The organism is Gordonia sp. 852002-51296_SCH5728562-b, from assembly GCF_001665475.1.
Lineage (GTDB): Bacteria > Actinomycetota > Actinomycetes > Mycobacteriales > Mycobacteriaceae > Gordonia > Gordonia sputi.
This window is the reverse complement of record NZ_LZMI01000017.1, coordinates 18,117-40,072: the sequence shown is the minus strand read 5'-3', so window position 1 is coordinate 40,072 and position 21,956 is coordinate 18,117. Positions and strand designations below refer to the sequence as shown.

Below are 21,956 nucleotides of genomic sequence, written 5' to 3'. Positions count from 1 at the left end.
GCCCGAAATGCCCGGCTGAGTCAGGGACTCGAGCGGCTCAGCTGGACGAGACGGCTCAGTCGGACGAGCGCTTCGTCGAGACGAGCAGCGTGACAAGGCGGATGCCGAGGCCGATCAGGGCGAAGCTGCTCGCCATCTGGATCGACACGACGATGCGCGCTGGTTGCGACGCCGCGGCGATGTCGCCGAAGCCGGTGGTCGTGAACACCGTCAGGCTGAAGTAGAGCGCGTCGACCCGCGTGAGTCGGAGATTGAAGCTGTCGGTGCCGTACTCGGAGAGCAGGAAGTACGTGGTGGCGAAGGCGACGATGTAGAACGTTGCGAGTGCTGCGATCATCTCGACGGCTGTCGCGACCGGATACGGAGACCGGATGAAATGTCGAATCTCCCAGCCGCAGAACGCGATCAGCAGCAGTGCCCCCACGACAAGGCCGATGAACTTGGCGTCGTTCTCCTGGTTGATCGGCAGCAGGAAATAGCCGACGAGCAGCACCAACCCCGCGAGCGCCGGACGCAGCAGTGCGCTCGCGAGGCGTGGGCCACTGATCGCCGAGTTGCCGCCGGAACTCGGGGACTTACCAGATGCGGACACGGTCCACATCGGGCAGGAACAACTCGTCGCCCTCGGCGACGTCGAACGCGTCGTAGAAGGCGTCGATGTTGCGAACGACACCGTTGCAACGGAATTCGGGCGGGGAGTGGGGATCGATGGAGAGTCGACGAATCGCCTCGGCGTCGCGGGTCTTGGTGCGCCAGATCTGCGCCCAGCTGTAGAACACACGCTGGATGCCGGTCAATTCGTCGATGACCGGGGGCTCGGTGCCCTCGGTGGCGAGGCGGTAGGCGACAAGTGCGATCGACAGCCCGCCGAGGTCGCCGATGTTCTCACCGATCGTGAACTCGCCGTTGACCTTGTACTTGTCGTCGAGTCCTTCGGGGGTGAATTCGCCATACTGTTCGATCAATGCCTTTGTGCGCTTGGAGAATTCGGTGCGATCGGCATCGCTCCACCAGTCGACGAGGTTGCCGTCGCCATCGTACTTGGCGCCCTGGTCGTCGAATCCGTGTCCGATCTCGTGGCCGATCACCGCGCCGATCCCGCCGTAGTTGGCGGCGTCGTCGGCGTCGGGATCGAAGAACGGCGGCTGCAGAATCGCTGCGGGAAAGACGATCTCGTTCATGCCGGGGTTGTAGTAGGCGTTGACCGTCTGCGGCGTCATGAACCACTCGTCGCGGTCGACGGGGGAGCCGATCTTGGAGAACTCTCGCTCGTTCTCGAATGATGCTGCGCGCGCGTAGTTTCCGATGAGATCACCACGGTCGACGGACAGAGCGCTGTAGTCACGCCACTGCGCCGGGTATCCGATCTTGGGGGTGAATTTCTCGAGCTTGACCAGCGCGCGCTCGCGGGTCGACGGTGTCATCCACGGGAGGTCGGAGATGTTCTGGCGGTACGCCGCAACGAGGTTGGCGATCAGCTCGTCCATCCGGGCCTTTGCCTCGGGCGGGAAATGCTCCTCGACGTAGAGTTTGCCGACGGCGAACCCCATTGCGCCCTCTACGAATCCGACGCCGCGCTTCCAGCGGTCGCGGATGGTCTCGGCGCCCGTGAGGGTGCGGCCGTAGAAAGCGAAGTTCTCGTCGACGAACTCCGACGACAGATACGACGCGGCCGAATGCAGCAGCCGCCAGGTCAGCCACGTCTTCCAGTGCTCGAGCGGCGACTCGGCGAACAGGGTGGTGACGTCGTCGACGAACGAAGGCTGACCGACCACGACCTCTGCGAAGGTGACGTCTCCGACGGTCCCGAGGCCGCCGAACCACTCGTGGATGTTGAAACCCGAAGTAAGCGAACCGAACTCGCCGAGAGAGAAGAGGTTGTAGGTGAGGTCTGCGTCGCGTCGTCGAACCACGTCCCAGTGATGGCCCGCGATGGCGGTCTCGAGGTTGAGCACCGTGGTCGCGCGCTCATCTGCGTCGTCGTAGCCTGCGAGCGCGAACATGCGTGAGACGTGATCGCGGTATGCCTCACGGGTTTCCGCGTGGTTGTCGTCGCGGTAGTACGACTCGTCGGGCAGTCCGAGACCCGACTGCACCACGTGCACGAGGTAGCGATCGGATCGCTTGGCGTCGGTGTCGACGTAGAAACCGAAGAGTCCGCCGACGCCGTGGCGCTGCAGACGGCCGATGCGTCCGGAGAGTTCGTCGGTCGACGTGACCGCTTCGATGGCTTCGATCTCACCGCGGATCGGACCGATCCCGAGTGCCTCGATGTGATCGGTGTCCATGAACGACCCGAAGAGATCGCCGATCTTCTGGGCGTCGAAGCCGCTTGGCGGATCGGCCTCGGCACATGCGGTGATGATGTCGCGGACGTTCTCCTCCGCACGATCACGCAACACGTGGAATGCTCCGTCGACCGAACGGTCGTCGGGGATCTCGTGGGTATCGAGCCACTTGCCGTTGACGTGGGAGAACAGGTCGTCCTGGACGCGGACGGCATCGTCGACCCACTCGAGGTCGATGCCGGAAGGAAGGGAATCGGTCTTCGAAGCAGTCACGACGTCTATCCTGTCACGCCACCGCGCGACCTTCAGTTGAGTCAGGGCTCGCAGTTGAGTTAAGGCTCTCCGAGTGCTTTGTTCATCGCCCAGATCAAAACCTCGGCCGGCCCGTCTCCCGCATCCGATCGCAGCGTCGCTCCAGAGGTGTCGACGCCGCGCGCAGCGTCGCCTGCTGCGAGGGTGATCTCGGCGACCTGATCTGTTGTGGACAGCACGGCCCGGCCGTCGACGACGAGGACATGGGTGAACCGAGCGTCGGGGATGGCGACCGAGGTGCCCGGCGCGATACGGGCGGCGAACAGCGTCGCGGCTCGGTTGCTGATCGTGATCGCGGCTTCGGCAGCGGGGTCGCCCGACGCCACGGCGACGAGATCGCCTCCGGCGAGTGCTGCGGAGATGTCGCGCTGCTCGTACGACGGCGTGATGCCGTACTCGTCGGGTACCAGCCACATCTGTATGTAGTGGACCGGTTCGGAACCGGATTCGTGCAGGTCAGGCCACGGGTCGTTACGTTCGGTGTGGTCGATGCCGGAGCCGGCGCTCATTCGTTGGGCGAGACCGGGATAGACGACGCCGGTGTGACCTGCAGAGTCCGTGTGCACCAACGTGCCGGAGACCACCCACGTGACGATTTCGGAATCCGAATGATGGTGGGCATCGAATCCATGTCCGGGTAGTAAAACTTCTTCATTGCATGCAATGAGAAGTCCATGATGGGTGTTTGATGGATCGTAATGATCGCCGAATGAGAACGAGTGACGGGAGGTCAACCAATCGGTCGACGTCACCTCCCGGACTCCGGCTCGGAACACCGTGAAGACCATGACCCATTATGGGCATCGGCTCTGACGCGGAGTTCAGGCCGCCACCGCGCTGCAGCTGAGGTCGACTCCGGCGTGGCAGAGGGTTCAGACCTCCTCGTCGACTCCGCTCCTCGTGGCGACGAATCCGACGGCGAGAAGCTCATCGACCCGGCCACCGCGAAGTCCCTGGCCGCCGCCCCCGATCGGGCGGCCGACCGTGAGACTGATGGGGACCGAGACGAGATCGTGACTAGTCCGAGTTCTGACCGCAAGCAGGTCAGTGATGTGACTCGTGTGACTAGAGTGAACAATGGGACTATGAAGTATTGCTTGCGGTGGGTAGCTCTTGTTGCCTGCGTAGTCCTCGTCGGTGCTGGCGGTTTTGTCACCTGGCGCATGCTCTCCAGTGGTCCCGACACCGGTGCCGCGGCGGCGGTCAGCGAGTTCGCCAGCGCACTGAGCAGGAAAGACGCCACCGCAGCAGCGTCGTACACCACTGCCCCCGGTCAGGCCGCAGACGCTCTGACGCAGACCGTCACAGCGATGAATCCCCAGTCGATCGACGTCGACGTCGACAAGCCGGAGGAGTACAGCGACGGCACCGCGTCGTTCAACCTGAAGACCACCTGGCGGTGGGACAAGGACCGCTCGTTCGAGTCGGCGACGTCGGGCACTGCCCGACACCTGAGTTCTGGTTGGAAGATCACCTGGGATCCCGCACTCCTGGCCCAGGGAATGCCCGTCGGCGGCAACCTCCGTGAGGTCCGGACCGACGCGCGGCCCGCTCCAACGGTCAACAGCGTGTCCGGCAAGCCCTTCATGGTGTTGGCGCCGGTCAACGAGATCGTCCTCGACCCGGCCAAGACCAAGGACCAGGGGGCGTCGGTGCGCGCACTGTCGCGGACATTGGCACCGATCGCGCCGTTGATCACGCCGGACGTCATCAACGCGAAGCTCGCGGCAGCACCGGGCAAGCCGATCATCGCGGTGACCCTGCGCGATCCCGACATGGGTGTGATGACCAACGATCCGGCGGCGATTCCAGGAGTGTCGGTCAACAAGACCGGCATGCTCGTGATGGCCGACCGTCGACTCTCGTCGCCGCTCGAGCCCGCACTGACCAATTACTGGCAGGCGATCGTTGATGCGACCGCCGGTTGGCAGGTCCAGATGGTGGGTCCGGGCCTCGCGCCGCGCAAGCTCGCGGGGGAGCAGGGGCCTCCCGGTCCCGACGTCGCGACGTCGATCAACCAGCAGGTGCAGTTGACCCTCGGTGACGCGGCCGTCGAGGTCGGACAACCGGCGACCATCATGGCGCTCGACGCCGGGTCGGGTCGGATTCTCGGTCTGGCGCAGAACGATTACGCCGCCGAGCGTGGAAACAGCGTCGACCAGCAGTATCCGGTCGGGGCGACGCTCGATCCCGTGTTCTCGGCCGTCGACAAGGCCACGTCTTCGCGGGAGTCGAACAACGAGTCGTCGGACACGGCGCTCGACCGACTGGGACTCGGCGTCACGTTCACGGTTCCGGGCGCGTCGACTCCGACCTCCCCGAAGCCGGGTGTCGCGACGATTGACTACCGGCCCCAGTCGGCAACGGCGACCATGCTGAACATGGCTGCGCTCGGTGTGTCGATGGCGCGGGCCAACGCGGGCACTCAGAGTTCTGTTGCTCCCGCGGTCATCTCGGGTGCCACGACCAAGGTCGACGGCGGTTCACTCGGAGCGATCGACAAGTCGGTGAGCGCGCCGATCCTCGCGGCGATGACGACAACAGCCAAGACCGGCGACGCCAGTGACCTCACTCGCGCGCCCGGCCTGAAAGCGCTGGTCGGAACCAACGGGCCGCAGGGTCCCGGCTGGTTCATCGGCATTCAGGGCGGCAAGGTCATCGTGATCTACACAGAGGGTGAGAAGTCGGGGACCGCTGCACTACAGGTCGCTCAGAAGTACTTCCGCATCGCGTAGGCGACGACCGCGCGCCAGCCCAGCATGAACAGGCCGAGCGCGATGGTCGCGACGATGATGAAGCTCAGCGCGATGCCCTGGTGCAGCAGGTAGCGCAGCACCATGCCGATCGCGACGGTGCAGATCCAGATCGTCAGACCGGTCGGAACGATGCGTGCGGGCCGGAAGTCGCTGCCGAACCACTCACTCGACCCGACATGTGAATAGACGTAGGCGATCGACCAGCCGGCGGCGGCACCGACAAGGAACGGCCAGAGGGTCTGCAGCACTCCGACCAGCGCGAAGCCGTCGTGGTGGTTCGCCCTGCCGATCATCACGAACACGACGACGGCCACGAGGTCGCACAGCGCTGCCGCGGCCAGCGGGAACGTCGTGGTGTGCCGACTGCTGGTCGGATCCCTCACGTCAGACTTCGACATGGGTATCAACGGTAGCGCCACCCATCGTTGATGACGTGCTGCGGGTGGCGGGCGACAGACATGAAATGTCAGTCCGGGGGCGGTTCAGGTCCGTATTGTCTCCGCTCCGGAGCTGCGTCCGGGTCGAAATCGCCCGACTCGACGTCGCGATCGATCTCTTCTCCGATGGAGTCGTCGGTACGGATTCGCGACCGGAAGAGGAAGAACACGACGATCCACCCGATCACTGCGACCAACACATAACTGATGATCCGGTAGACGAGTACCGCGGTCAGTGCGTCGGCGGCTGGCATCCCCGCGCTGGTCAGCGCTGGGACGAGCACGGCGTCGACCACTCCGATCCCGCCGGGAAGCAGTGGAATCGCGGTACCGACGGCCTTGCCCGCTGCGTAGGCGACCATCAGTCCGGAGACGCTCGGATGGGCTCCGACCGCCCAGCATGCGAACATCAGGCACGCGACGTCGGCGATCCAGTTGAACAGGCTCCACGCGAAGGCGACACTCGTGTCACGACGGGTGAGTTGGACCGCGCGCAACTGTTCGAGTGTCTCCAATAACCGCGACACCCCGTGATCCGACGGCTTGCTGCGCACCTGGTTGATCCAGCCGAGGATGCGTTCGCCGGTGGACTGCAGCGACTCCGGATGGCTGGCGAGATACTGCAGGACGACGGCCACCGCGATGAACCCGACCGCAGAGAAGACCACCGAGAACGGGCTGGTCTTGGCGCCCGCGAGCAGTGCGCCACCGAATCCGAGCACTGCGAGTCCGACACCGGCGAGCAGCCCGGACATGACCACCTGCCACGACGCGACAACGGGCGAGGCACCCCACTTGCGTGTCTCGCGGTAGGTGAAAGCGGGTGCGAGTACCTGACCACCCGGCAGCGTCTGGCTGACCGAGTTCGCGGCGAGGACCACCGATAGTGACTTCCACTCGGAGACACGAACACCCGCCGAACGCAGCAGCGCTCGCTGTACCTGCGCGAAACTGTCCATCGAAAGCAGGGCCGCGACGACGCAGGCGACGAGCCACACCCAGTCGAGATCGCCGATCCGGTGCGCTGCTTCCTCGAGTTTCGGCCAGATCAGCACGACCTCGACCGCCAGGATGGCCACCACGACGGCCGTCAGGATCCACCGAACCCACCAGAAGCGAGAGCGAGGGACGGTACCGTGGACCGCCGGTGTATCCGACGTCATACGGCTAAGGGTAACGACAGCTAGTGTGACTCCCGTGGACCATGCCGCCCGACCCGACGAGTATCCCGAAGATTCCGAGGCGGGGGTGTCTGTGAGATCGCTGGCCGAGCTCGACCGCTCCAAGGTGCACCCGTTTGTTCGGGCCACAGCCGAGTGGGTGTGGCGACTCCTGCTGATCGTCTTCGCCGTCTATGTGCTCGGGCGCCTGTTTCTCGAGTTCGACGAGGTGTTCGTTCCGGTTGCGCTGGCGATCCTGGTGTCGGCCTTCCTGGTTCCCGGCGTCGACTGGCTCGACCGGAAGGGGCTCCCGAGGTCGCTGGCTGTTGTCATCATGCTGCTGGTCGCGCTGGGAGTTGTCGCGACGGTGCTGACCTTCGTCGGTCGGGCGTTCGTCCATGGGTTTCCCGCGCTGACCGCAGAGATCACGGTCACCATCGATCGCACGCGAGAGTGGCTGGTCGACGGCCCGCTCGACGTCGACGAAGCACAGGTGCGCAACCTCGGGTCGAACATCATCAACCTGATGGAGCACAACCAGGCCAAGCTGGCAGGCGGTGCCGTTGCGACCGCGACGACGGCGACCGAACTGGTCACCGGTGCGTTACTGACGTTGTTCCTCACGATCTTCTTCCTCTACGGCGGCGGTCAGATCTGGGAGTTCTGCTGCCGTCTGATCCCGCGAAAGACCCGAGGTCGGGTCGCAGCCGCGGGTGTCGCGGGCTTCGGCACCCTGGTGGGGTACGTACGTGCGACCGTGATCGTCGCGTTCGTCGATGCCGTGTGTATCGGCGTCGGGTTGGCGATCCTGCGGGTTCCGTTGGCACTTCCGTTGGCGACGGTGGTCTTCCTCTTCTCGTTCATCCCGATCGTGGGCGCGCTCATCAGCGGCTCGCTCGCCGTCGTGATCGCGTTGGTGACGCAGGGCTGGTTGACCGCGGTCATCGTGTTGGCGCTCCTCATCGGCGTGATGCAACTCGAAGGTCATGTGCTGCAACCCTTCCTGCTCGGCAGGTCGGTGCGTCTGCATCCGGTCGCGGTGATCCTCGCGATCGCCGCGGGCATCGTCGGGGCCGGGATCATCGGCGGGCTCTTCGCCGTGCCGATCATCGCCTTCGCGAACACCGCCGTGCGATATCTCGCCGGCCACCGCAACCTACCGATCTCGAGTGGAGAAGGTTCGTATCATTACGCCGAGGCCGACGAACCTCATTGGGACAACCGAGATCTCGACGCCGCGGCCGCGGCGGCGGGCGTGGCGGTCGAGGAGGGTGTCGGGGTCTCGAAAGCCGACGCCGAGGCCGACGTCGAGCGGGGTCTCGACGGCGATGGTGCCGACGTGGACGTGGCCGACGACGTCGCGGCCGATGACAGCAAGGCCGATGACAGCACGACTGATGACACCACGGCCGGCGACACCGCGCCCAAGAAGGACCCCGACGAGTCGTCATGAGAAGTGATCCGGTCACGCCGCTCTGGCGCGGCGCGCAGGTGTTGCGACTGTTGTCGTACCTCTACGCGCTCGGGTTCCGGATCGCGATCGACGGCGACCTGCTGCACCCGGGCGTGACGTGGGTGCTGTTCGGATTCCTCACCGTGTGGACCGTCGCCTGCGGTATCGCGTATTACGTTGGCTTCGGCCGTAATTGGTACTGGGTCGGCGCTGAGCTGGTGATCGCCTGCGCGTTGATGTTGTCGACGTCGTATGTCGCCAGCGAGTCGTGGGCACTGAACAACCAGACATGGCCGACGACGCTGTGGGCCACCAACTCGGTGATCTCGGCGGCACTGCTCGCGGGGCCGATCGTCGGCCTCATCGCGGGTCTGGTCGTCGGCGGCACAAGCGCTTTCGTCAAGGGCTGGCTCGATCTGAACTTCGGCCGCAACGCGACGATCATCGTGATGATGGCGGCCGGTGTCGCGGTGGGACTCGCGGCGGTCAATGCCCGTCGGGCGCAGGCGGAGTTGGCAGCTGCCGCACGCGTGGCGGCGGCCGCAAGTGAACGCGAGCGACTGTCCCGTGAGGTGCACGACGGTGTGCTCCAGGTGCTGTCGTTCATCTCCAAGCGCGGCCGTGAGATCGGCGGCGCCACAGCGCAACTCGCCGACCTAGCGGCAACGCAGGAGGTCGCGCTGCGCCGTCTGATCGCAGATGTCGACGTCGGGGCCGAATCTGACTGTGGGACCGCGGATCTGACCGCACTGCTGCGTGCGGCCGGGGGAGAGGCTGTGGCGGTGAGTGCGCCCGCCGACCCGGTGGAGATCGACGCGACGACGGCACGCGAGATCAGTGCGGCGGTGATCAACGCCCTCGACAACGTCGCGCATCACGCGGGACCGGGTGCGCGTGCGTATGTGCTCCTCGAAGACCTCGGCGACGCCGTTGTCGTGAGTGTCCGCGACGACGGTGTCGGTATCGCCGCGGGACGGCTCGACGAGGCGCGTCGTCAGGGCAGGCTCGGCGTCGCACAGTCGATTGTCGGGAGAATCGAATCCCTCGGTGGCAGAGCACTACTCGACTCCGACGAGGGTATCGGCACGGAGTGGGAACTGACGGTACCGGTGACACGGGAGAAGAGATGAGCGAGATACAGGACGGCAACCAACTGCGGGTGATGGTCGTCGACGACCATCCGATGTGGCGGGATGGCGTCGCGCGCGACCTCTCCGACGAGGGGTTCGAGGTCGTGGCAACTGCCGGCTCTGTCGGGGCCGCGGGGCGTCGTGCCGGTGCGGTGCAACCCGACGTCGTCCTCATGGACATGCAGCTGCCCGACGGTAACGGGGCGGAGGCGACCGCGTCCGTGCTCGAGGTCTCGCCGAGGACGCGAGTGTTGGTCCTGTCCGCATCAGACGAGCGCGACGACGTACTCGACGCCGTAAAGGCCGGTGCGAGTGGCTATCTGGTGAAGAGCGCGTCGAAGGAGGAACTGATCGACGCGGTGCGGGCGACCGCGGCGGGCCAGGCGGTCTTCACGCCGGGACTCGCGGGTCTCGTACTCGGCGAATTCCGACGTATGTCCTCCGAACCCGACCGCGCGCCGCAGACTCCCGTGCTCACCGAGCGCGAAACCGAGGTCCTACGCTACGTCGCAAAGGGTATGAGCGCCAAGCAGATTGCGCGCAAACTGACGCTGAGCCACCGGACCGTCGAGAATCATGTGCAGTCGACGTTGCGCAAACTGCAACTCGGCAACCGCGTCGAACTCACGCGATACGCGATAGAGCACGGCATCGACGAGTGAGCGGTAGGGCCACCGGGACGCTGACCGCTACTCGCCGGAACGGCTGCGGCGCAACAGTTCCTGCACGCTGATCTGGCGGTTCTCGCCAGGATTCTCGTCTGCGCGCGCGTGCCGATCCGACGACCGACTCGGTCCGTCGTCGGTGCGCTGACGCCGCGGCGGTGGGGTGCGGGTCTCGTGATCCTCGCTCGGCGCGACGGGTTGCTGCGCTCGGCGCGCCGCGTCGGGCGAGAGTCCACGCTCCATCGGCGACTGCGAACCCTCGGGTGCGCGTCGTTGCGACGCCCTCGCCTGCTCCGGCGACAGTGACGCGACGAGCGGACGCTTGCCGGTCTTGTCGAGATCGGGGCGTCGACCCAGCGGCGACGGGCTCGCGGCGCCGGTCTGTGGCTGGTTCAGGCGGATGCCGCCCTCGCCGAGCATCCATCCGCCCGTGTCGGGACGGTCGGACTTCTGACGACGCGGTGCCGACGGGCGAGTCGAGCGCGCAGTACGTACCGGCTCGATCTCGTCGAGCGTCTGCGCGGGACGTTGATCGCGCAGCGCGGGGCGTCGATCCGACGGCGGCTGCGACGGCCGGGTGCGCGCGGCCGGGGGTTGGGCAGCAGGGGGTTGGGCAGTGGGGTGCTGGGCAGTGGGGGGTTGGGCAGCACGACGCTGTGTCGGCTGGGGTGTGGGGCCAGGCCGGGGTGCAGTGGTCGGCCGGGGTGCCGACCCCGCGCGCGTGGAGCGTGTGGCCGCACCCGCCGAGACCGTCGCGGCGGCACGCGGAGTCGCTCGCATGGCGGTCGTCGGTACCTCGGCGATCAACGTGCCCGCACGCATACCCTGCGTGCCTGCACCTGCACCTACACCTGCACCAACGAGTTTCGCGCCGGGCTCGTCGTCGAGGATCGTTTCGCCGAGGCCGATCTTGCGTTGGACGGTCTTCATCCACCGCGGTGCCCACCAGCAGTCGTCGCCGAGCAGCTTCATCGTCGACGGGACGAGCAGCATACGGATGATGGTGGCGTCGAGAATGAGCGCCGCGATCATGCCGTAGGCGATGTACTTCATCATCACGATCTCGGACAGTCCGAACGCGCCGGTCACGACGATGAGGATCGCCGCGGCGGCCGTGATGATCCGACCGGTGTGCGCGGTACCGACGCGAATCGCTTCCGTGGTGCTCGCGCCCTTTTGTCTCGCTTCGACCATGCGGGACAACAGGAATATCTCGTAGTCGGTCGACAGGCCGAACACAATCGCGATGATCAGCACGAGGACGGCGGCGAACAACGGTCCCGGCGTGAAGTTGGCGATCGACGCGCCGTGGCCGTCGACGAAGATCCACGTCATGATGCCCAGCGTCGCGCCGAGGCCCAACGCCGACATCAGAGCAGCCTTGATCGGCAGGACCACGGAGCCGAAGGCGAGGAACATCAACAGCCCGGTGACCAGGACGAGCAGGATCGCCATGAGCGGCAGTCGGGTGAGCAGGGCATCGATGGAGTCCTGCACCAGTGCGGGAGTTCCCGCCACCCACATCTTGATGCCCGCGGGTTTGTCGATGGCACGCAGATCCTTCACGGCCTCGCCCGCGGTATCGCGGTTGACCAGACCCGCCGACATCTGGATGACCTGCGGACCGTTGAAGCCGTAGGTTCCGGTGAGCGCACCGTCGTCGGCCGAGGGGCTGAACTGCTTGGTGAAGCCGGGGATCTTGTTGGCCTCGTCGGCGATCTGCTGGATCTTGGCGCCGCTGTCGGGGTCGTTGACGTCGTAGGAGAGGACGAGCTTGATCTCTTCGGTGCGTTCCTTCGGGAACGCCTTGTCGAAGTCCTCCTGGGCGACACGGCTCGGATTGTTCGGCGGCAGATAAGCCTCACTGATGCCGCCGAACTTGATGCCCCCGATCGGGATGGTGAGGATCAGCAGGATCAGGACGGTCGGCACCGCGGTGGCGATGGGATGGCGCATGACCCACCCCGACAGACGGCCCCAGAAACCGTTCTCGATCTCGGCCTTGGTCTTCGTGCGTCGGAGGAACGGCAACCCGAAGGCGTCGATTTTCGGTCCGAGGATGCTCAGGATGGCCGGCAGCACGGTGATCGAGAGGATCGCGGCCAACGACACCGAGAAGATCGCTCCATAGGCGACGGACTTCAAGAAGCCCTGCGGCATCATCAGCAGACAGGCGATGGCGGCGACGATGATCGTCGCCGAAAAGACCACGGTTTGTCCCGCGGTCATCACTGTTCTTCGTACCGCTGCCTTGGTGGTGTAGCCCTCGGCGAGTTCTTCTCTGAATCTGCTGACGATGAACAGCCCGTAGTCGATCGCGATGCCGAGGCCGATCAGCGTGACCACCGATTGCGCAAAGATATTCAGCTCGGTGAGCTGGGCGATGATGTTCATGATGCCCAGCGAGCCCGCGATCGTCAGACCACCGATGAACACGGGGAGACAGGCGGCGATGACACCGCCGAAGATGAAGAACAGCATCACCGCGACGAGTGGGAGCGCGATCACCTCGGCGCGTCGGATGTCGTCGTCCATACCGCTGGCCATCGCACCGGCAACGGGTTGCAGGCCTGCGAGTTGGAATCGGGTGCCTTCGAGTCCGTACTTACCGGGATCGTCGACGACGCCCTGCAGGAACGGTTCGATCTTCTTGTAGTTCGCGAGTACCGAGGTGTCGTCGTTGCCCGCGACGCCGATACTGATGAAGGCCTGCTTCTTGTCGGCGGTGAACGTCCGCGACCTGATGGTGTCCTGCGCGGCCTTCTGGGCGACCGTGTCGTCCTTCAGATAGAAGGGGTCGATGATCTCCTGGTTGTTGCGTAGCGCGTTCTCGTAGGCCTGCTGATCGGTCGAATCGGGAGCAGCCGCGGCGCGCTGCACCACATCGGGATGTTGCCTCAGAAGATCGTCGACGACCTGCTCGACCTTGTTTCCGAACTGCTTGTCGTCGACCAGCGTGCCTGCCGGCGGGGTGATGAGGAGGATGACGTCGGAGCGGTGGTCGCGGCCGAAGGCGGTGTCGGCGACGACCGAACCCTTCGACGACTGGGCTGTCGGATCGAACCAGCCGCTCTGCGACAGGTGATTGCCGAGCCCGAGTCCGTAGAGGCCGAGGCCGCCCATGATGGCGACCAACACCGCAATGACGGCAAAGCGCATCCGGAAGACGAATGTGCCGATGGCTCCGAACACGCCGACTCCTTTCGAGAAAGTCTCGCCGAGATAGTTGCCGAGATTGTTTCAGTGGTGCCTGAGTGCTTGCTGAGGTTTGGTAATGGGGCTGGAGGCTAGGGGCTGGGGTTTCCGCTCCGAGCTGACGGGCGCTCTCTCAGCGGAGAAGCGCGCGCAGCGGGCGGAACGGGGTGAGCCACGCGCCGTCGTCTGGCAGTGAGTCGAGCCCGATGCGGGGCAGTGGCTCCCGGAAGACGCCGGGAATCTCCTCGAGATCGACGAACTCGAGCCCATCCGTGGAGAGCGCCCAGCTCACGTGTTCGCGGAAACCGATGACCGTGACCGGAACGCCTTCGGCGGCGATCTCGACCAGCGGATCCCGGAACGCCTGACCATCCGCGGAGGCGACGATCAGCCCGGCTAACCCAACAGTGTGCCTGCGAAGTTCGATGTGGTCGAGCATGTCGGGGTCCACGTCGCTGTCCTCGGACAGTTTCGGCTTGGCGAACACCGCGTACCCGACGTTGCGCAACGCGTCCACCCACGGCCGCACGACGTCGGCGCTACCAGGCACGATGTTGGTGAAGACCGTCGCCTCGGGTTCGATCTGGACCGCGCCGTCCGACGTCGTCGAAATGTCGTCGACATCACTGTGGTCGTCGCTACTGCCGTCGACATCGCTACTGCCGTCGACATCGCCACTGCCGTAGTCAGCGGTGGCGTGATCGCCGACGGAGCGATCGTAGGCCGCGACGGCTGCCTGTGCAGAGATGTCGGCGGTGCGCTGGAGCAACCAGCGGCCGAGTGCGTCGAATCGGGGTCGGTGCGCCGCCGTCGGGCGTCCGCCGAGGATGGACCCGAGGCCCATGTCCATGTTGGGGGCGTCCCAGACCAGGAGGACGCGCTGTGCGCCGCTCTGTCCGGAGATCGTGTCGGCGAAGCGTGCGGCCGATCCACGGGTGTCGGTCATCAGCCTTCGCCGCCTGTCGGGGTGTCTGGAGCTTCGGGGTTGTCCGGGGCGTCCGCCGTCCCCTTCTCGCGGGGTCGGACGTACACGAACTCGTTGACCTCGCGGCCCTCGCGCTCTGCGCGACCCTCGAACTTGGTGGTCGGACGTTCGAGGGAGATCGGTACCCCCGTCGTCGCGGGGACGACGTGGACGCGCTCGGGATTCTGGGTCGCGAGGATCTCGGCGATCCACTCCGCGTAGTCCGCATGGTCGGTGGCGATGTGCAGCACGCCGCCGGGCCGGAGTCGGTCAGCCATGAGTTCGATGGTGCCCCGTTGGACGAATCGCCGCTTGTGATGGCGCGCTTTGGGCCAGGGGTCGGGAAAGAAGAGTCGAATCGCGGTGAGCGATTCGGAGGGGATGAGCTCACGCAACACGACGACGCCGTCGCCGCGGATCATGCGCACATTGGTCAGCCCTGCGCGGTCGACGAGACCGACGAGCTGTGCAAGGCCCGGCTTGTAGACCTCGACGGCGATCACGTCGACGTCGGGCTCGTCGGCGGCCATCGCGGCCGTCGAGATGCCGGTTCCGCTGCCGATCTCGAGCACCCGGGGTGCCTCGCGCCCGAAGAGGGCGTCGAAGTCGATGGGTGGTTCCGGGGTCTGGGCCGGGTCGGTGGCCAGGTCGCGGCCGAGTACCGGCCACAGCGTCTCCCAGTTGCGCTGCTGGCCCGGCGTCAGCGAGCCGCGGCGGAACCGGAAGCTGGTCACGCGTGGGTAGAGGCGTGACGCGTCGCCTTGGCCGTTGGCCGGTCCGGGGGAGGAGTTCACCGGTCCATCGTGGCCCATCGGGTCGGTCATGCACACCTCGACACCCGCTTGTGCAATCTGCTGCGCTACCTCGCCCAACTGCGACTACCCTTCCACCAGGGAAGATGGGCCGGTCTTGAGTGGGGGTGAGTGCGTGATCGATCCAAGGAGTCCGCTCGCGCTCGCACTGTCGTCGGGATCGGTCGGGCAGCTCGTCGCGCCCGATTCGCCCGCTTTTGCCACGCTCGACGCCGCCGCCCGGCGCTACGTGCAGCCACTGTCGGTTGCGGTGGTCGGTCGTCGTGGGGTGGGTCGCGACACGATGGCGCGTGCGTTGTCTGAGCGCTTCGGTGTCGCGGCGTTCGTGGCCGAGAGTGGGTCCAGCGTGCTCGCCGGCGCCGATCTGCGAGTGCATGTGCTCGCCGGAGCGCCACGACGTGCCGACCACGAGATGCTCGCCGCCTCGCCACGCGAACGGACCGTCGTCGTCCTCGGAAAGGCCGACACGCTCGCAGCCGATGCCGTTTCCGGCGCATCCGATGCCGTGGCCGGGCTCGTCCGCGCCGCGAGTGAGTCGCTCGGCAGGCCCGTCGTCGCGGTCTCGCAGTTGTCGGCGTGCGCCACGGTGTCCGACGACGAGTTCGAGTTCCTCCGCCAACTTGTCGCCGACGGTGAGGTGATGCCGTCGATGTCCGGCCACTTTCTCGCGCCCGCACGGCCTGCGCAGTCGCAGATGCGCGCCGACCTGCTTCGACGCCTCGACGCGGCCGGTGTCGCGCGTGCGCTGAGCCTTGTGGCCGTCGCCGATCCAGCGGCCGGCAGCGCGTCGACGCTCACCGGATATCTGCGGGCGACGAGCGGATTCGACGCTCTGCGGGAGGCGTTCGCGGCGTGCATGCCCGCGGTCGTCGCGCATCGGGGTGCGCAGGTACGCGCATCGCTCGAGCTGGCCGCTGCGGCCGGCGCCGACCGTGACAGCGTCGAACGGCTCCTGTGCACGGGAGGGGTGTGACGTGGGTTCCGAGTTGTCGACGCTCGACGCCGCCGATTCGGCGGCGGGTGTGAATCCGCGGTATCGGGTGGCCGTTGCTGCCGCCGAGGGTGTCGACGTCGAGCCTCTGGTGGAGGCGTGCCGGGCGGTCGGGGCGTCGAAAGAGGGTCCGACCATCGACGTCGTCGTGTTCGATCCAGACCGCGACCAGGCGTGCACGCACGCTGCGGTGCTGGTCATCGACCCGGCATCGGCGGTCGTCGACGACGAGGACGTCGCCGCGCTGAGGGAGTTGACCTCGGTGGTGGGGCACGTTGCGCTGGTCTGCGGCCGCATCGAGTCGTTCTGGGATTGGCCGCGGATCGTGCGCGGGTATCGGTCAGAACTCGATCCCGCCGGAGCGTTACCGGTCTTCGCGGTGTCGGCGGCCGCGGCGCTCGCGGGTGCCGTCGACGAGTCGGGGATCGGCGATCTGCTCGACTGGTTCGCGACACCGAACAGCGAACCCACTGCGCGCGCCCCACAACCGAAGAGTCCGCAAGCACCGACCCCTGTGGATTCCGACGACCGCGTCGACCCCGACGCCCTGGCGATCCGTCGCGCACAATTGCTGGCGCTCAGAGACAGGGGGCGGGCCGACCGGCTGGCGTCGCTTCGCGCGGGAATCGTCCGCGTGCGTGCACAGAGCAGCGCCGACATCGCGGCGCGGATCCGTGCGCTCGTCGCGCGCGCCGAACACCGCCGCACCTCGACGACCGACTCCGACCTCAATGCCGACGCCGCCTGGCTCGACCGCGAGATTGGACGTCTCGTCACAGACCTGGACGCCATCACCCACACCCGACTCGACGCCGTCGCATCGTCGACGCTCGTCGGACTCGACGTCGACGATCCGCCCGCGCACCGCGACGACGAGCCGATCGGCGCCCGCCGCGATCTGCCGTCGGGCCGGCGAACCGGCGAGGACGCGATGGTGTTGTTGATCGGCGCGTCGACGGGTATCGGTATCGGCAGGCTCGCGGTCGCGCCGCTGGCATCGGTGCACACGCTGCAATGGATCAGCATGCCCGCGGCGCTCCTCCTCGGCCTCGCGGTGGCGGTGTGGGTGATCCGGATGCGACGCGCGGCAACCATGCGCGCGCAGGTGCGTACCTGGGTCAACGACGTGCTCGCCGACGTTCGCGCCCGGGTCGAGCGTCGCGTCGCCATGCAGCTCACCGAGGCGGAATCACGCATCGGCGGCCAGGTGCTGCGCGCATACGATCGCCAGGCTCGTCGAATCGCCGATGAGATCGCCGAGATCGATCAACGTCTCAAACAGCTCCGCGCAGCAGGCGGGGCAGTCAGTGGGGGTAGGCAGTGAATATCGACTCGTTCGACGTCGGAGACGTATCCGGTGAGGAGCACCGGGACTGGGGCGACCCCACAGAGCCGGGTGCGCAGCCCGGTTCGCCCGCCGACAACCTGCTGATGCACGACGACGGCCGCATCTGGGATCTCGGCCCCGCCGACGTCGACACCGACGCCGACGGAGTCGCCGATTCGTTGACTCGCAGTGGTCCAGAAGGCCTGACGGTGTACACCGACAGTGACCACGACGGTCAGGTCGATCGCATCACACAGGTCGGCTCCGACGGCTCGTTTGCCTCCCAGACACTCGACCGCGACACCGGCATCTGGGTTGCCACGGACTCCGGCCGACTCGAGTGAGTGGGTTCGCATAGAGCAGAAAGTCCTGGTGGTGGTGGGTTGCACGTCCTCGGAAATCCGACATGGGTCACCTTGCAACCCTCCTCTGACGTGTGCGAATGTGGCCTATACCGCATCTCGTAGCCCCAGGCCCTAGCGCACGCTCGGTCACAGTATCCTGGGGATAAGCAACCCACACGGGGCGGCCAATGCGGGTCGCCACCTCGGAGGAGGAAATATGACCGCCGCCACGATTCCGGGCCTGGAACCCGGCACCGCTCCGACAAAACACGAAGCGCTGTTGGCATGGGTGGCCGAGGTCGCCGAGCTCACTCAGCCCGACCGCGTGGTGTGGTCCGACGGCAGTGACGAGGAGTGGGATCGTCTCACCGCAGAACTCGTCGAGTCGGGCACGCTGCTCAAGCTGAACGAAGAGCACAAGCCCAATTCCTACCTGGCCAAGTCCGATCCCGCCGACGTCGCGCGCGTCGAGTCGCGCACCTTCATCTGCTCCGAGCGTGAAGAGGATGCGGGCCCCACGAACAACTGGGTCGCACCCGACGAGATGCGCGCCACCCTCACGCCCCTCTTCCGCGGCAGCATGCGCGGCCGCACGATGTACGTCATCCCGTTCTGCATGGGCCCGCTCGGCTCCGACGACCCGAAGCTCGGCGTCGAACTGACCGACTCCGCCTACGTCGTGCTGTCGATGAAGATCATGACCCGCGTGGGTCCCGAGGTGCTGCGCCTGCTCGGCGACGACGGCTTCTTCGTCAAGGGTCTGCACTCGGTCGGCGCTCCCCTGGAGCCCGGTCAGGCAGATGTCGCATGGCCGTGCAACCCGAACAAGTACATCACCCACTTCCCCGAGACCCGCGAGATCCTGTCGTACGGATCGGGTTACGGCGGCAACGCGCTGCTGGGCAAGAAGTGCTACGCGCTGCGGATCGCATCGGTGATCGCGCGTGACGAGGGCTGGATGGCCGAGCACATGCTGATCCTCAAGCTGACCAGCCCGGAGAACGAGGTCTACTTCGTCGCCGCTGCGTTCCCGAGTGCGTGTGGCAAGACCAACCTGGCCATGATCCAGCCGACCATCCCGGGCTGGAAGGCCGAGACCGTCGGCGACGACATCGCCTGGATGCGCTTCGGCGACGACGGTCGTCTCTACGCGATCAACCCCGAGTTCGGGTTCTTCGGTGTGGCACCGGGCACCAGCATGGACTCCAACCCGAACGCGATGAAGACCATCGACGCCGGAAACACCCTCTACACCAACGTCGCCGAGACCGACGACGGCGACATCTGGTGGGAGGGAATCGGAGGCGAGAAGCCTGCGCACCTGACCGACTGGCTGGGACGTAGCTGGACGCCGGACTCGGATGAGCCTGCCGCACACCCGAATTCGCGCTACTGCACACCGATCTCGCAGTGCCCCTCGCTGGCCGAGGAGTGGGACGACCCCCAGGGTGTGCCGATCTCGGCGATCCTGTTCGGCGGTCGTCGCAAGACCACGGTTCCCCTGGTGACCGAGGCCCGCGACTGGCAGAACGGCGTCTTCATGGGTGCCACTGTCGGCTCCGAGCAGACCGCAGCCGCCGAGGGCAAGGTGGGCACCGTCCGCCGCGACCCGATGGCCATGCTGCCGTTCATGGGCTACCACGTCGGCGACTACTTCCAGCACTGGATCAACCTGGGCAAGAACGCCGATGCGTCGAAGCTCCCGAAGGTCTTCTACGTCAACTGGTTCCGTCGTGGCGACGACGGCCGCTTCCTGTGGCCGGGATTCGGTGAGAACAGTCGCGTCCTGAAGTGGATCATCGGACGCATCGAGGGCGAGAACGAAGGCGTGCAGACGCCGGTCGGCATCGTCGCGAAGCCCGAGGAGATCGACGTCACCGGACTCGACGTGCCCGCAGAGGATCTCGAGGCTGCCCTCGCGGTCGATCCCGACGAGTGGCGGCGCGAGCTGCCGCTGATCGAGGAACTGTTCGCGTTCGTCGGCGAGAAGCTCCCGACGAGCCTGCAGGACGAGCTCGACGCCCTCAAGCAGCGCTTGGGCTGATCTCACCTTCTGCCCCATCCGTAACTGAGGTATCGTTGCCCTCTATGAGTCTTCGCTCGTGGGGGGCAACGATCGTCTCTGCGCTTTTGGGTACGTCCGTTCTACTCGGTATCTCCGGTATGTCTGCCGGAACGGCGCATTCGGCGACGCCGTTCATCGCCCGGTACACCGACACGGCCTACATCAACGGTGTCCCGACATTCGGAGCGATCTCGGGTATCGATCGGATCGGCGCCAACCGCTTCGCGATGATCTCGACCGACGTCGGTCGAGGCGGTCCCGCACGCTTCTTCACGAGCCAGTTCAGCTACACGTCGGGCGTCGCGGGCTTCACGTCGAATCCCGGAATCGACGGCGGAGGTGTACTGCTGGGTCCGGGCAACATCCCGCCGCTGCCGGGTTCGGCGCAGTACGAGGGAATCCGCTCCACCAGCGGCGGCTACGTCGTCGTCAGTGGTGGCGACCATCAGTTCGTGCGTCTGCAGAGTGCAGGACCGGTCGGCACGTACATTCGTGACCTCGGTCTGCCCGCGGCCTGGCGGCCGTCGAAGAAGTCGGGGCTTGCCGGCCAGCGTGGACTCACCGGCGTCGCTGTTGGGCCACGCGGACAGATCAGTGTGATCACCGCAGGCGGTCTCCGCCAGGATCCCGCAACGTCGGCGCGGTTGTTGACGTTCGGGAAGACCAACTCCGAGTTCGTGTATCGCACCGATCCGGGTAAGAGCGCGGCCGACGTCATCGCGGTCAACAACACCGACTTCCTCGTGCTCGAGCGTGGCAAGGGCCGCAGCACGGCGATCTACTGGGCCACCACGCGTGGCGCCGATCAGGTCGGCGGGCGAGCCAACCTCTCGGGTGCCGAGAAGGCGGTGCCCAAGCAGTCGATCTTCAACACCGACGGCACGCCCCGACTCGCGACGGGCAACATGTCGGCGATGGCATGGGGTAACTGGCAGCCCGATCTGCCCTGGCAGAACTTCCGCACGCGCACCCTGTTCGTCGTGACGAACAACGCCTTCGCAGGGCCGACCAGGGTGCACTCGTTCGAGGTCCAACTGCCCCGCTGACGCGTCGCAGGGGCAACCCTGAGATCTCAGGGGCGCCGGGGTGGTCGCAGTGGGGGAATCACCCGATGGCAATGCGATCAATCTATGGCACCGTTGAGCCATGACATCAGAGCAGGGCGCAAGCGCGAGCGCCGAGGACCTCGTCAAAACCTACGGATCAGGTGATACGGAGGTCCACGCACTGCGTGGCGTCACGTTGTCATTTCGGTCCGGCGAGTTCACCGCCATCATGGGGCCATCCGGGTCGGGCAAGTCGACCCTGATGCATTGCCTCGCAGGACTCGACGTCGCGACCAGCGGTCGTGTCCACATCGGCGACACCGATCTGACTGGTCTGTCCGACAAGAAGATGACCATTCTGCGACGCGACCGGATCGGATTCGTGTTCCAGTCGTTCAACCTCGTACCGACCTTGACCGCCGCGGAGAACATCACGCTGCCGTCGGACATCGCGGGGCGCAAGGTCGACCAGGACTGGTACGACACGGTGATCAGCCGACTCGGTATCGGCGACCGGCTCGACCACCTTCCCAGCGAGCTCTCCGGCGGACAACAACAGCGCGTCGCGTGTGCGCGTGCACTCGTCGGCAGGCCTGCGATCATCTTCGGCGACGAACCGACCGGAAACCTCGACTCCCGATCGTCGGGCGAGGTGTTGTCCATCCTGCGCGCGGCCACCGACGAGTTCGGTCAGACCGTCGTCATCGTGACGCACGACCCGCGGGCGGCGTCGTACGCCGACCGCGTCGTCTTTCTCGCCGACGGCAAGATCGTCCGCGAGCTCCCTCGACCTTCGGCGGACGACGTGTTCGAGATGATGAAGAACCTCGACGACCTTCCCGCAGACGATTCCGGCTCGGATGCCGGTGTGACTGCTGGCGCGACTGCTGATGCGACTGGCGGTGCAGAGCTCGGCAAGCACGAATCCGGCTCTGTCGCACCAGAATCCGGCGTCGGCCGGCACGCTGCGGACGCCGGGTCCGACGCGGATTCGACGCAGGCGGGCTGACA

Annotated in this window: 18 protein-coding genes; 10 read left to right on the top strand and 8 right to left on the bottom strand. The window is 66.1% G+C overall.

From position 1 onward, the window contains the following. Positions 1-55: 55 nt before the first annotated feature. From A5766_RS04390 to A5766_RS04380, 3 genes are read right to left on the bottom strand one after another with little or no spacing between them, the layout of a single operon-like run. The gene (locus tag A5766_RS04390; RefSeq protein ID WP_005207034.1) at positions 56-601 is read right to left on the bottom strand and encodes a potassium channel family protein; all 546 of its coding nucleotides are present in this window, start codon (positions 599-601) and stop codon (positions 56-58) included. Then, on the bottom strand, positions 576-2,570 hold the full coding sequence (locus tag A5766_RS04385) for a M13 family metallopeptidase (RefSeq protein WP_064903599.1): 1,995 nt from the start codon (positions 2,568-2,570) through the stop codon (positions 576-578). Before A5766_RS04385 ends, A5766_RS04390 begins: the two co-directional genes overlap by 26 nt. A 50-nt stretch (positions 2,571-2,620) precedes the next feature. After that, complete coding sequence (locus A5766_RS04380) at positions 2,621-3,388, bottom strand: pirin family protein (protein ID WP_064903587.1); 768 nt, start codon at positions 3,386-3,388, stop codon at positions 2,621-2,623. Positions 3,389-3,685: 297 nt separating this feature from the next. Between A5766_RS04380 and A5766_RS04375 the strand changes: the two genes are divergently transcribed. Continuing rightward, positions 3,686-5,335 (top strand): NTF2-like N-terminal transpeptidase domain-containing protein, encoded by a 1,650-nt coding sequence (locus A5766_RS04375; RefSeq protein ID WP_231894541.1) that lies wholly within the window; start codon positions 3,686-3,688, stop codon positions 5,333-5,335. On the opposite strand, the gene A5766_RS04370 is transcribed toward A5766_RS04375, so the two are convergent. Both A5766_RS04370 and A5766_RS04365 read right to left on the bottom strand, forming a co-directional pair. Next, positions 5,311-5,754 carry a DUF3054 domain-containing protein gene (locus A5766_RS04370; protein WP_064861768.1) on the bottom strand — a complete coding sequence of 148 codons (444 nt, stop codon included), beginning with the start codon at positions 5,752-5,754 and terminating at the stop codon, positions 5,311-5,313. The genes A5766_RS04375 and A5766_RS04370 overlap by 25 nt on opposite strands. Before the next feature lie 68 nt (positions 5,755-5,822). Beyond that, positions 5,823-6,956, bottom strand: coding sequence for a TIGR00374 family protein (locus tag A5766_RS04365; RefSeq protein WP_064861769.1), 1,134 nt, complete (start codon positions 6,954-6,956; stop codon positions 5,823-5,825). A gap of 34 nt (positions 6,957-6,990) precedes the next feature. Here A5766_RS04365 and A5766_RS04360 point away from each other — a divergent pair, with 34 nt between their 5' ends. The 3 genes from A5766_RS04360 to A5766_RS04350 are packed head-to-tail and all read left to right on the top strand — an operon-like array spanning position 6,991 to position 10,198. Beyond that, positions 6,991-8,406, top strand: a complete 1,416-nt coding sequence (locus A5766_RS04360; protein ID WP_082965442.1) for an AI-2E family transporter — start codon at positions 6,991-6,993, stop codon at positions 8,404-8,406. Further along, positions 8,403-9,536 carry a MacS family sensor histidine kinase gene (gene macS / locus A5766_RS04355; RefSeq protein WP_064903582.1) on the top strand — a complete coding sequence of 378 codons (1,134 nt, stop codon included), beginning with the start codon at positions 8,403-8,405 and terminating at the stop codon, positions 9,534-9,536. The genes A5766_RS04360 and macS overlap by 4 nt, the downstream gene beginning before the upstream one ends. After that, positions 9,533-10,198: a response regulator gene (locus A5766_RS04350; RefSeq protein ID WP_064861771.1), complete on the top strand. Its 666-nt coding sequence runs from the start codon at positions 9,533-9,535 to the stop codon at positions 10,196-10,198. Before macS ends, A5766_RS04350 begins: the two co-directional genes overlap by 4 nt. A gap of 27 nt (positions 10,199-10,225) precedes the next feature. Here the strand turns inward: A5766_RS04350 and A5766_RS04345 are convergent, their stop codons facing one another. The 3 genes from A5766_RS04345 to trmB form a co-directional block, all read right to left on the bottom strand. Then, positions 10,226-13,393 carry an MMPL family transporter gene (locus A5766_RS04345; RefSeq protein ID WP_064903580.1) on the bottom strand — a complete coding sequence of 1,056 codons (3,168 nt, stop codon included), beginning with the start codon at positions 13,391-13,393 and terminating at the stop codon, positions 10,226-10,228. A 136-nt stretch (positions 13,394-13,529) separates the two neighbouring features. Next, on the bottom strand, positions 13,530-14,342 hold the full coding sequence (locus A5766_RS04340) for a hypothetical protein (protein WP_064903578.1): 813 nt from the start codon (positions 14,340-14,342) through the stop codon (positions 13,530-13,532). Continuing rightward, positions 14,342-15,172, bottom strand: coding sequence for a tRNA (guanosine(46)-N7)-methyltransferase TrmB (trmB, locus tag A5766_RS04335; protein WP_231894543.1), 831 nt, complete (start codon positions 15,170-15,172; stop codon positions 14,342-14,344). The genes A5766_RS04340 and trmB overlap by 1 nt, the downstream gene beginning before the upstream one ends. 115 nt (positions 15,173-15,287) lie before the next feature. Here trmB and A5766_RS04330 point away from each other — a divergent pair, with 115 nt between their 5' ends. The 6 genes from A5766_RS04330 (at position 15,288) to A5766_RS04305 (ending at position 21,954) form a co-directional block, all read left to right on the top strand. After that, a complete protein-coding gene (locus A5766_RS04330) occupies positions 15,288-16,145 on the top strand; it encodes a hypothetical protein (RefSeq protein ID WP_064903574.1) in 858 nt (285 codons plus the stop codon). A 1-nt stretch (position 16,146) separates the two neighbouring features. Continuing rightward, positions 16,147-17,487: a hypothetical protein gene (locus A5766_RS04325; protein ID WP_064903572.1), complete on the top strand. Its 1,341-nt coding sequence runs from the start codon at positions 16,147-16,149 to the stop codon at positions 17,485-17,487. Beyond that, entirely contained in the window at positions 17,484-17,834 is a 351-nt protein-coding gene (locus A5766_RS04320) for a DUF6802 family protein (RefSeq protein ID WP_064903570.1), read from the top strand. Before A5766_RS04325 ends, A5766_RS04320 begins: the two co-directional genes overlap by 4 nt. Positions 17,835-18,051: 217 nt before the next feature. Beyond that, positions 18,052-19,878 (top strand): phosphoenolpyruvate carboxykinase (GTP), encoded by a 1,827-nt coding sequence (locus A5766_RS04315; RefSeq protein ID WP_064903567.1) that lies wholly within the window; start codon positions 18,052-18,054, stop codon positions 19,876-19,878. Between the two features lie 44 nt (positions 19,879-19,922). Next, on the top strand, positions 19,923-20,945 hold the full coding sequence (locus tag A5766_RS04310; protein ID WP_039856082.1) for an esterase-like activity of phytase family protein: 1,023 nt from the start codon (positions 19,923-19,925) through the stop codon (positions 20,943-20,945). Positions 20,946-21,045: 100 nt separating this feature from the next. Then, positions 21,046-21,954, top strand: a complete 909-nt coding sequence (locus A5766_RS04305; protein ID WP_005207060.1) for an ABC transporter ATP-binding protein — start codon at positions 21,046-21,048, stop codon at positions 21,952-21,954. Positions 21,955-21,956 lie beyond the last annotated feature (2 nt).

Excerpts from the sequence above, each read along its gene's own strand:
- A5766_RS04390 (WP_005207034.1), bottom strand. The coding sequence starts at position 601 with ATGTGGACCGTGTCCGCATCTGGTAAGTCCCCGAGTTCCGGCGGCAAC.
- A5766_RS04380 (WP_064903587.1), bottom strand. The coding sequence starts at position 3,388 with ATGGTCTTCACGGTGTTCCGAGCCGGAGTCCGGGAGGTGACGTCGACC.
- A5766_RS04375 (WP_231894541.1), top strand. The coding sequence starts at position 3,686 with ATGAAGTATTGCTTGCGGTGGGTAGCTCTTGTTGCCTGCGTAGTCCTC.
- A5766_RS04370 (WP_064861768.1), bottom strand. The coding sequence starts at position 5,754 with ATGTCGAAGTCTGACGTGAGGGATCCGACCAGCAGTCGGCACACCACG.
- A5766_RS04365 (WP_064861769.1), bottom strand. The coding sequence starts at position 6,956 with ATGACGTCGGATACACCGGCGGTCCACGGTACCGTCCCTCGCTCTCGC.
- macS (WP_064903582.1), top strand. The coding sequence starts at position 8,403 with ATGAGAAGTGATCCGGTCACGCCGCTCTGGCGCGGCGCGCAGGTGTTG.
- A5766_RS04350 (WP_064861771.1), top strand. The coding sequence starts at position 9,533 with ATGAGCGAGATACAGGACGGCAACCAACTGCGGGTGATGGTCGTCGAC.
- A5766_RS04340 (WP_064903578.1), bottom strand. The coding sequence starts at position 14,342 with ATGACCGACACCCGTGGATCGGCCGCACGCTTCGCCGACACGATCTCC.
- trmB (WP_231894543.1), bottom strand. The coding sequence starts at position 15,172 with ATGGGCCACGATGGACCGGTGAACTCCTCCCCCGGACCGGCCAACGGC.
- A5766_RS04315 (WP_064903567.1), top strand. The coding sequence starts at position 18,052 with ATGACCGCCGCCACGATTCCGGGCCTGGAACCCGGCACCGCTCCGACA.
- A5766_RS04310 (WP_039856082.1), top strand. The coding sequence starts at position 19,923 with ATGAGTCTTCGCTCGTGGGGGGCAACGATCGTCTCTGCGCTTTTGGGT.
- A5766_RS04305 (WP_005207060.1), top strand. The coding sequence starts at position 21,046 with ATGACATCAGAGCAGGGCGCAAGCGCGAGCGCCGAGGACCTCGTCAAA.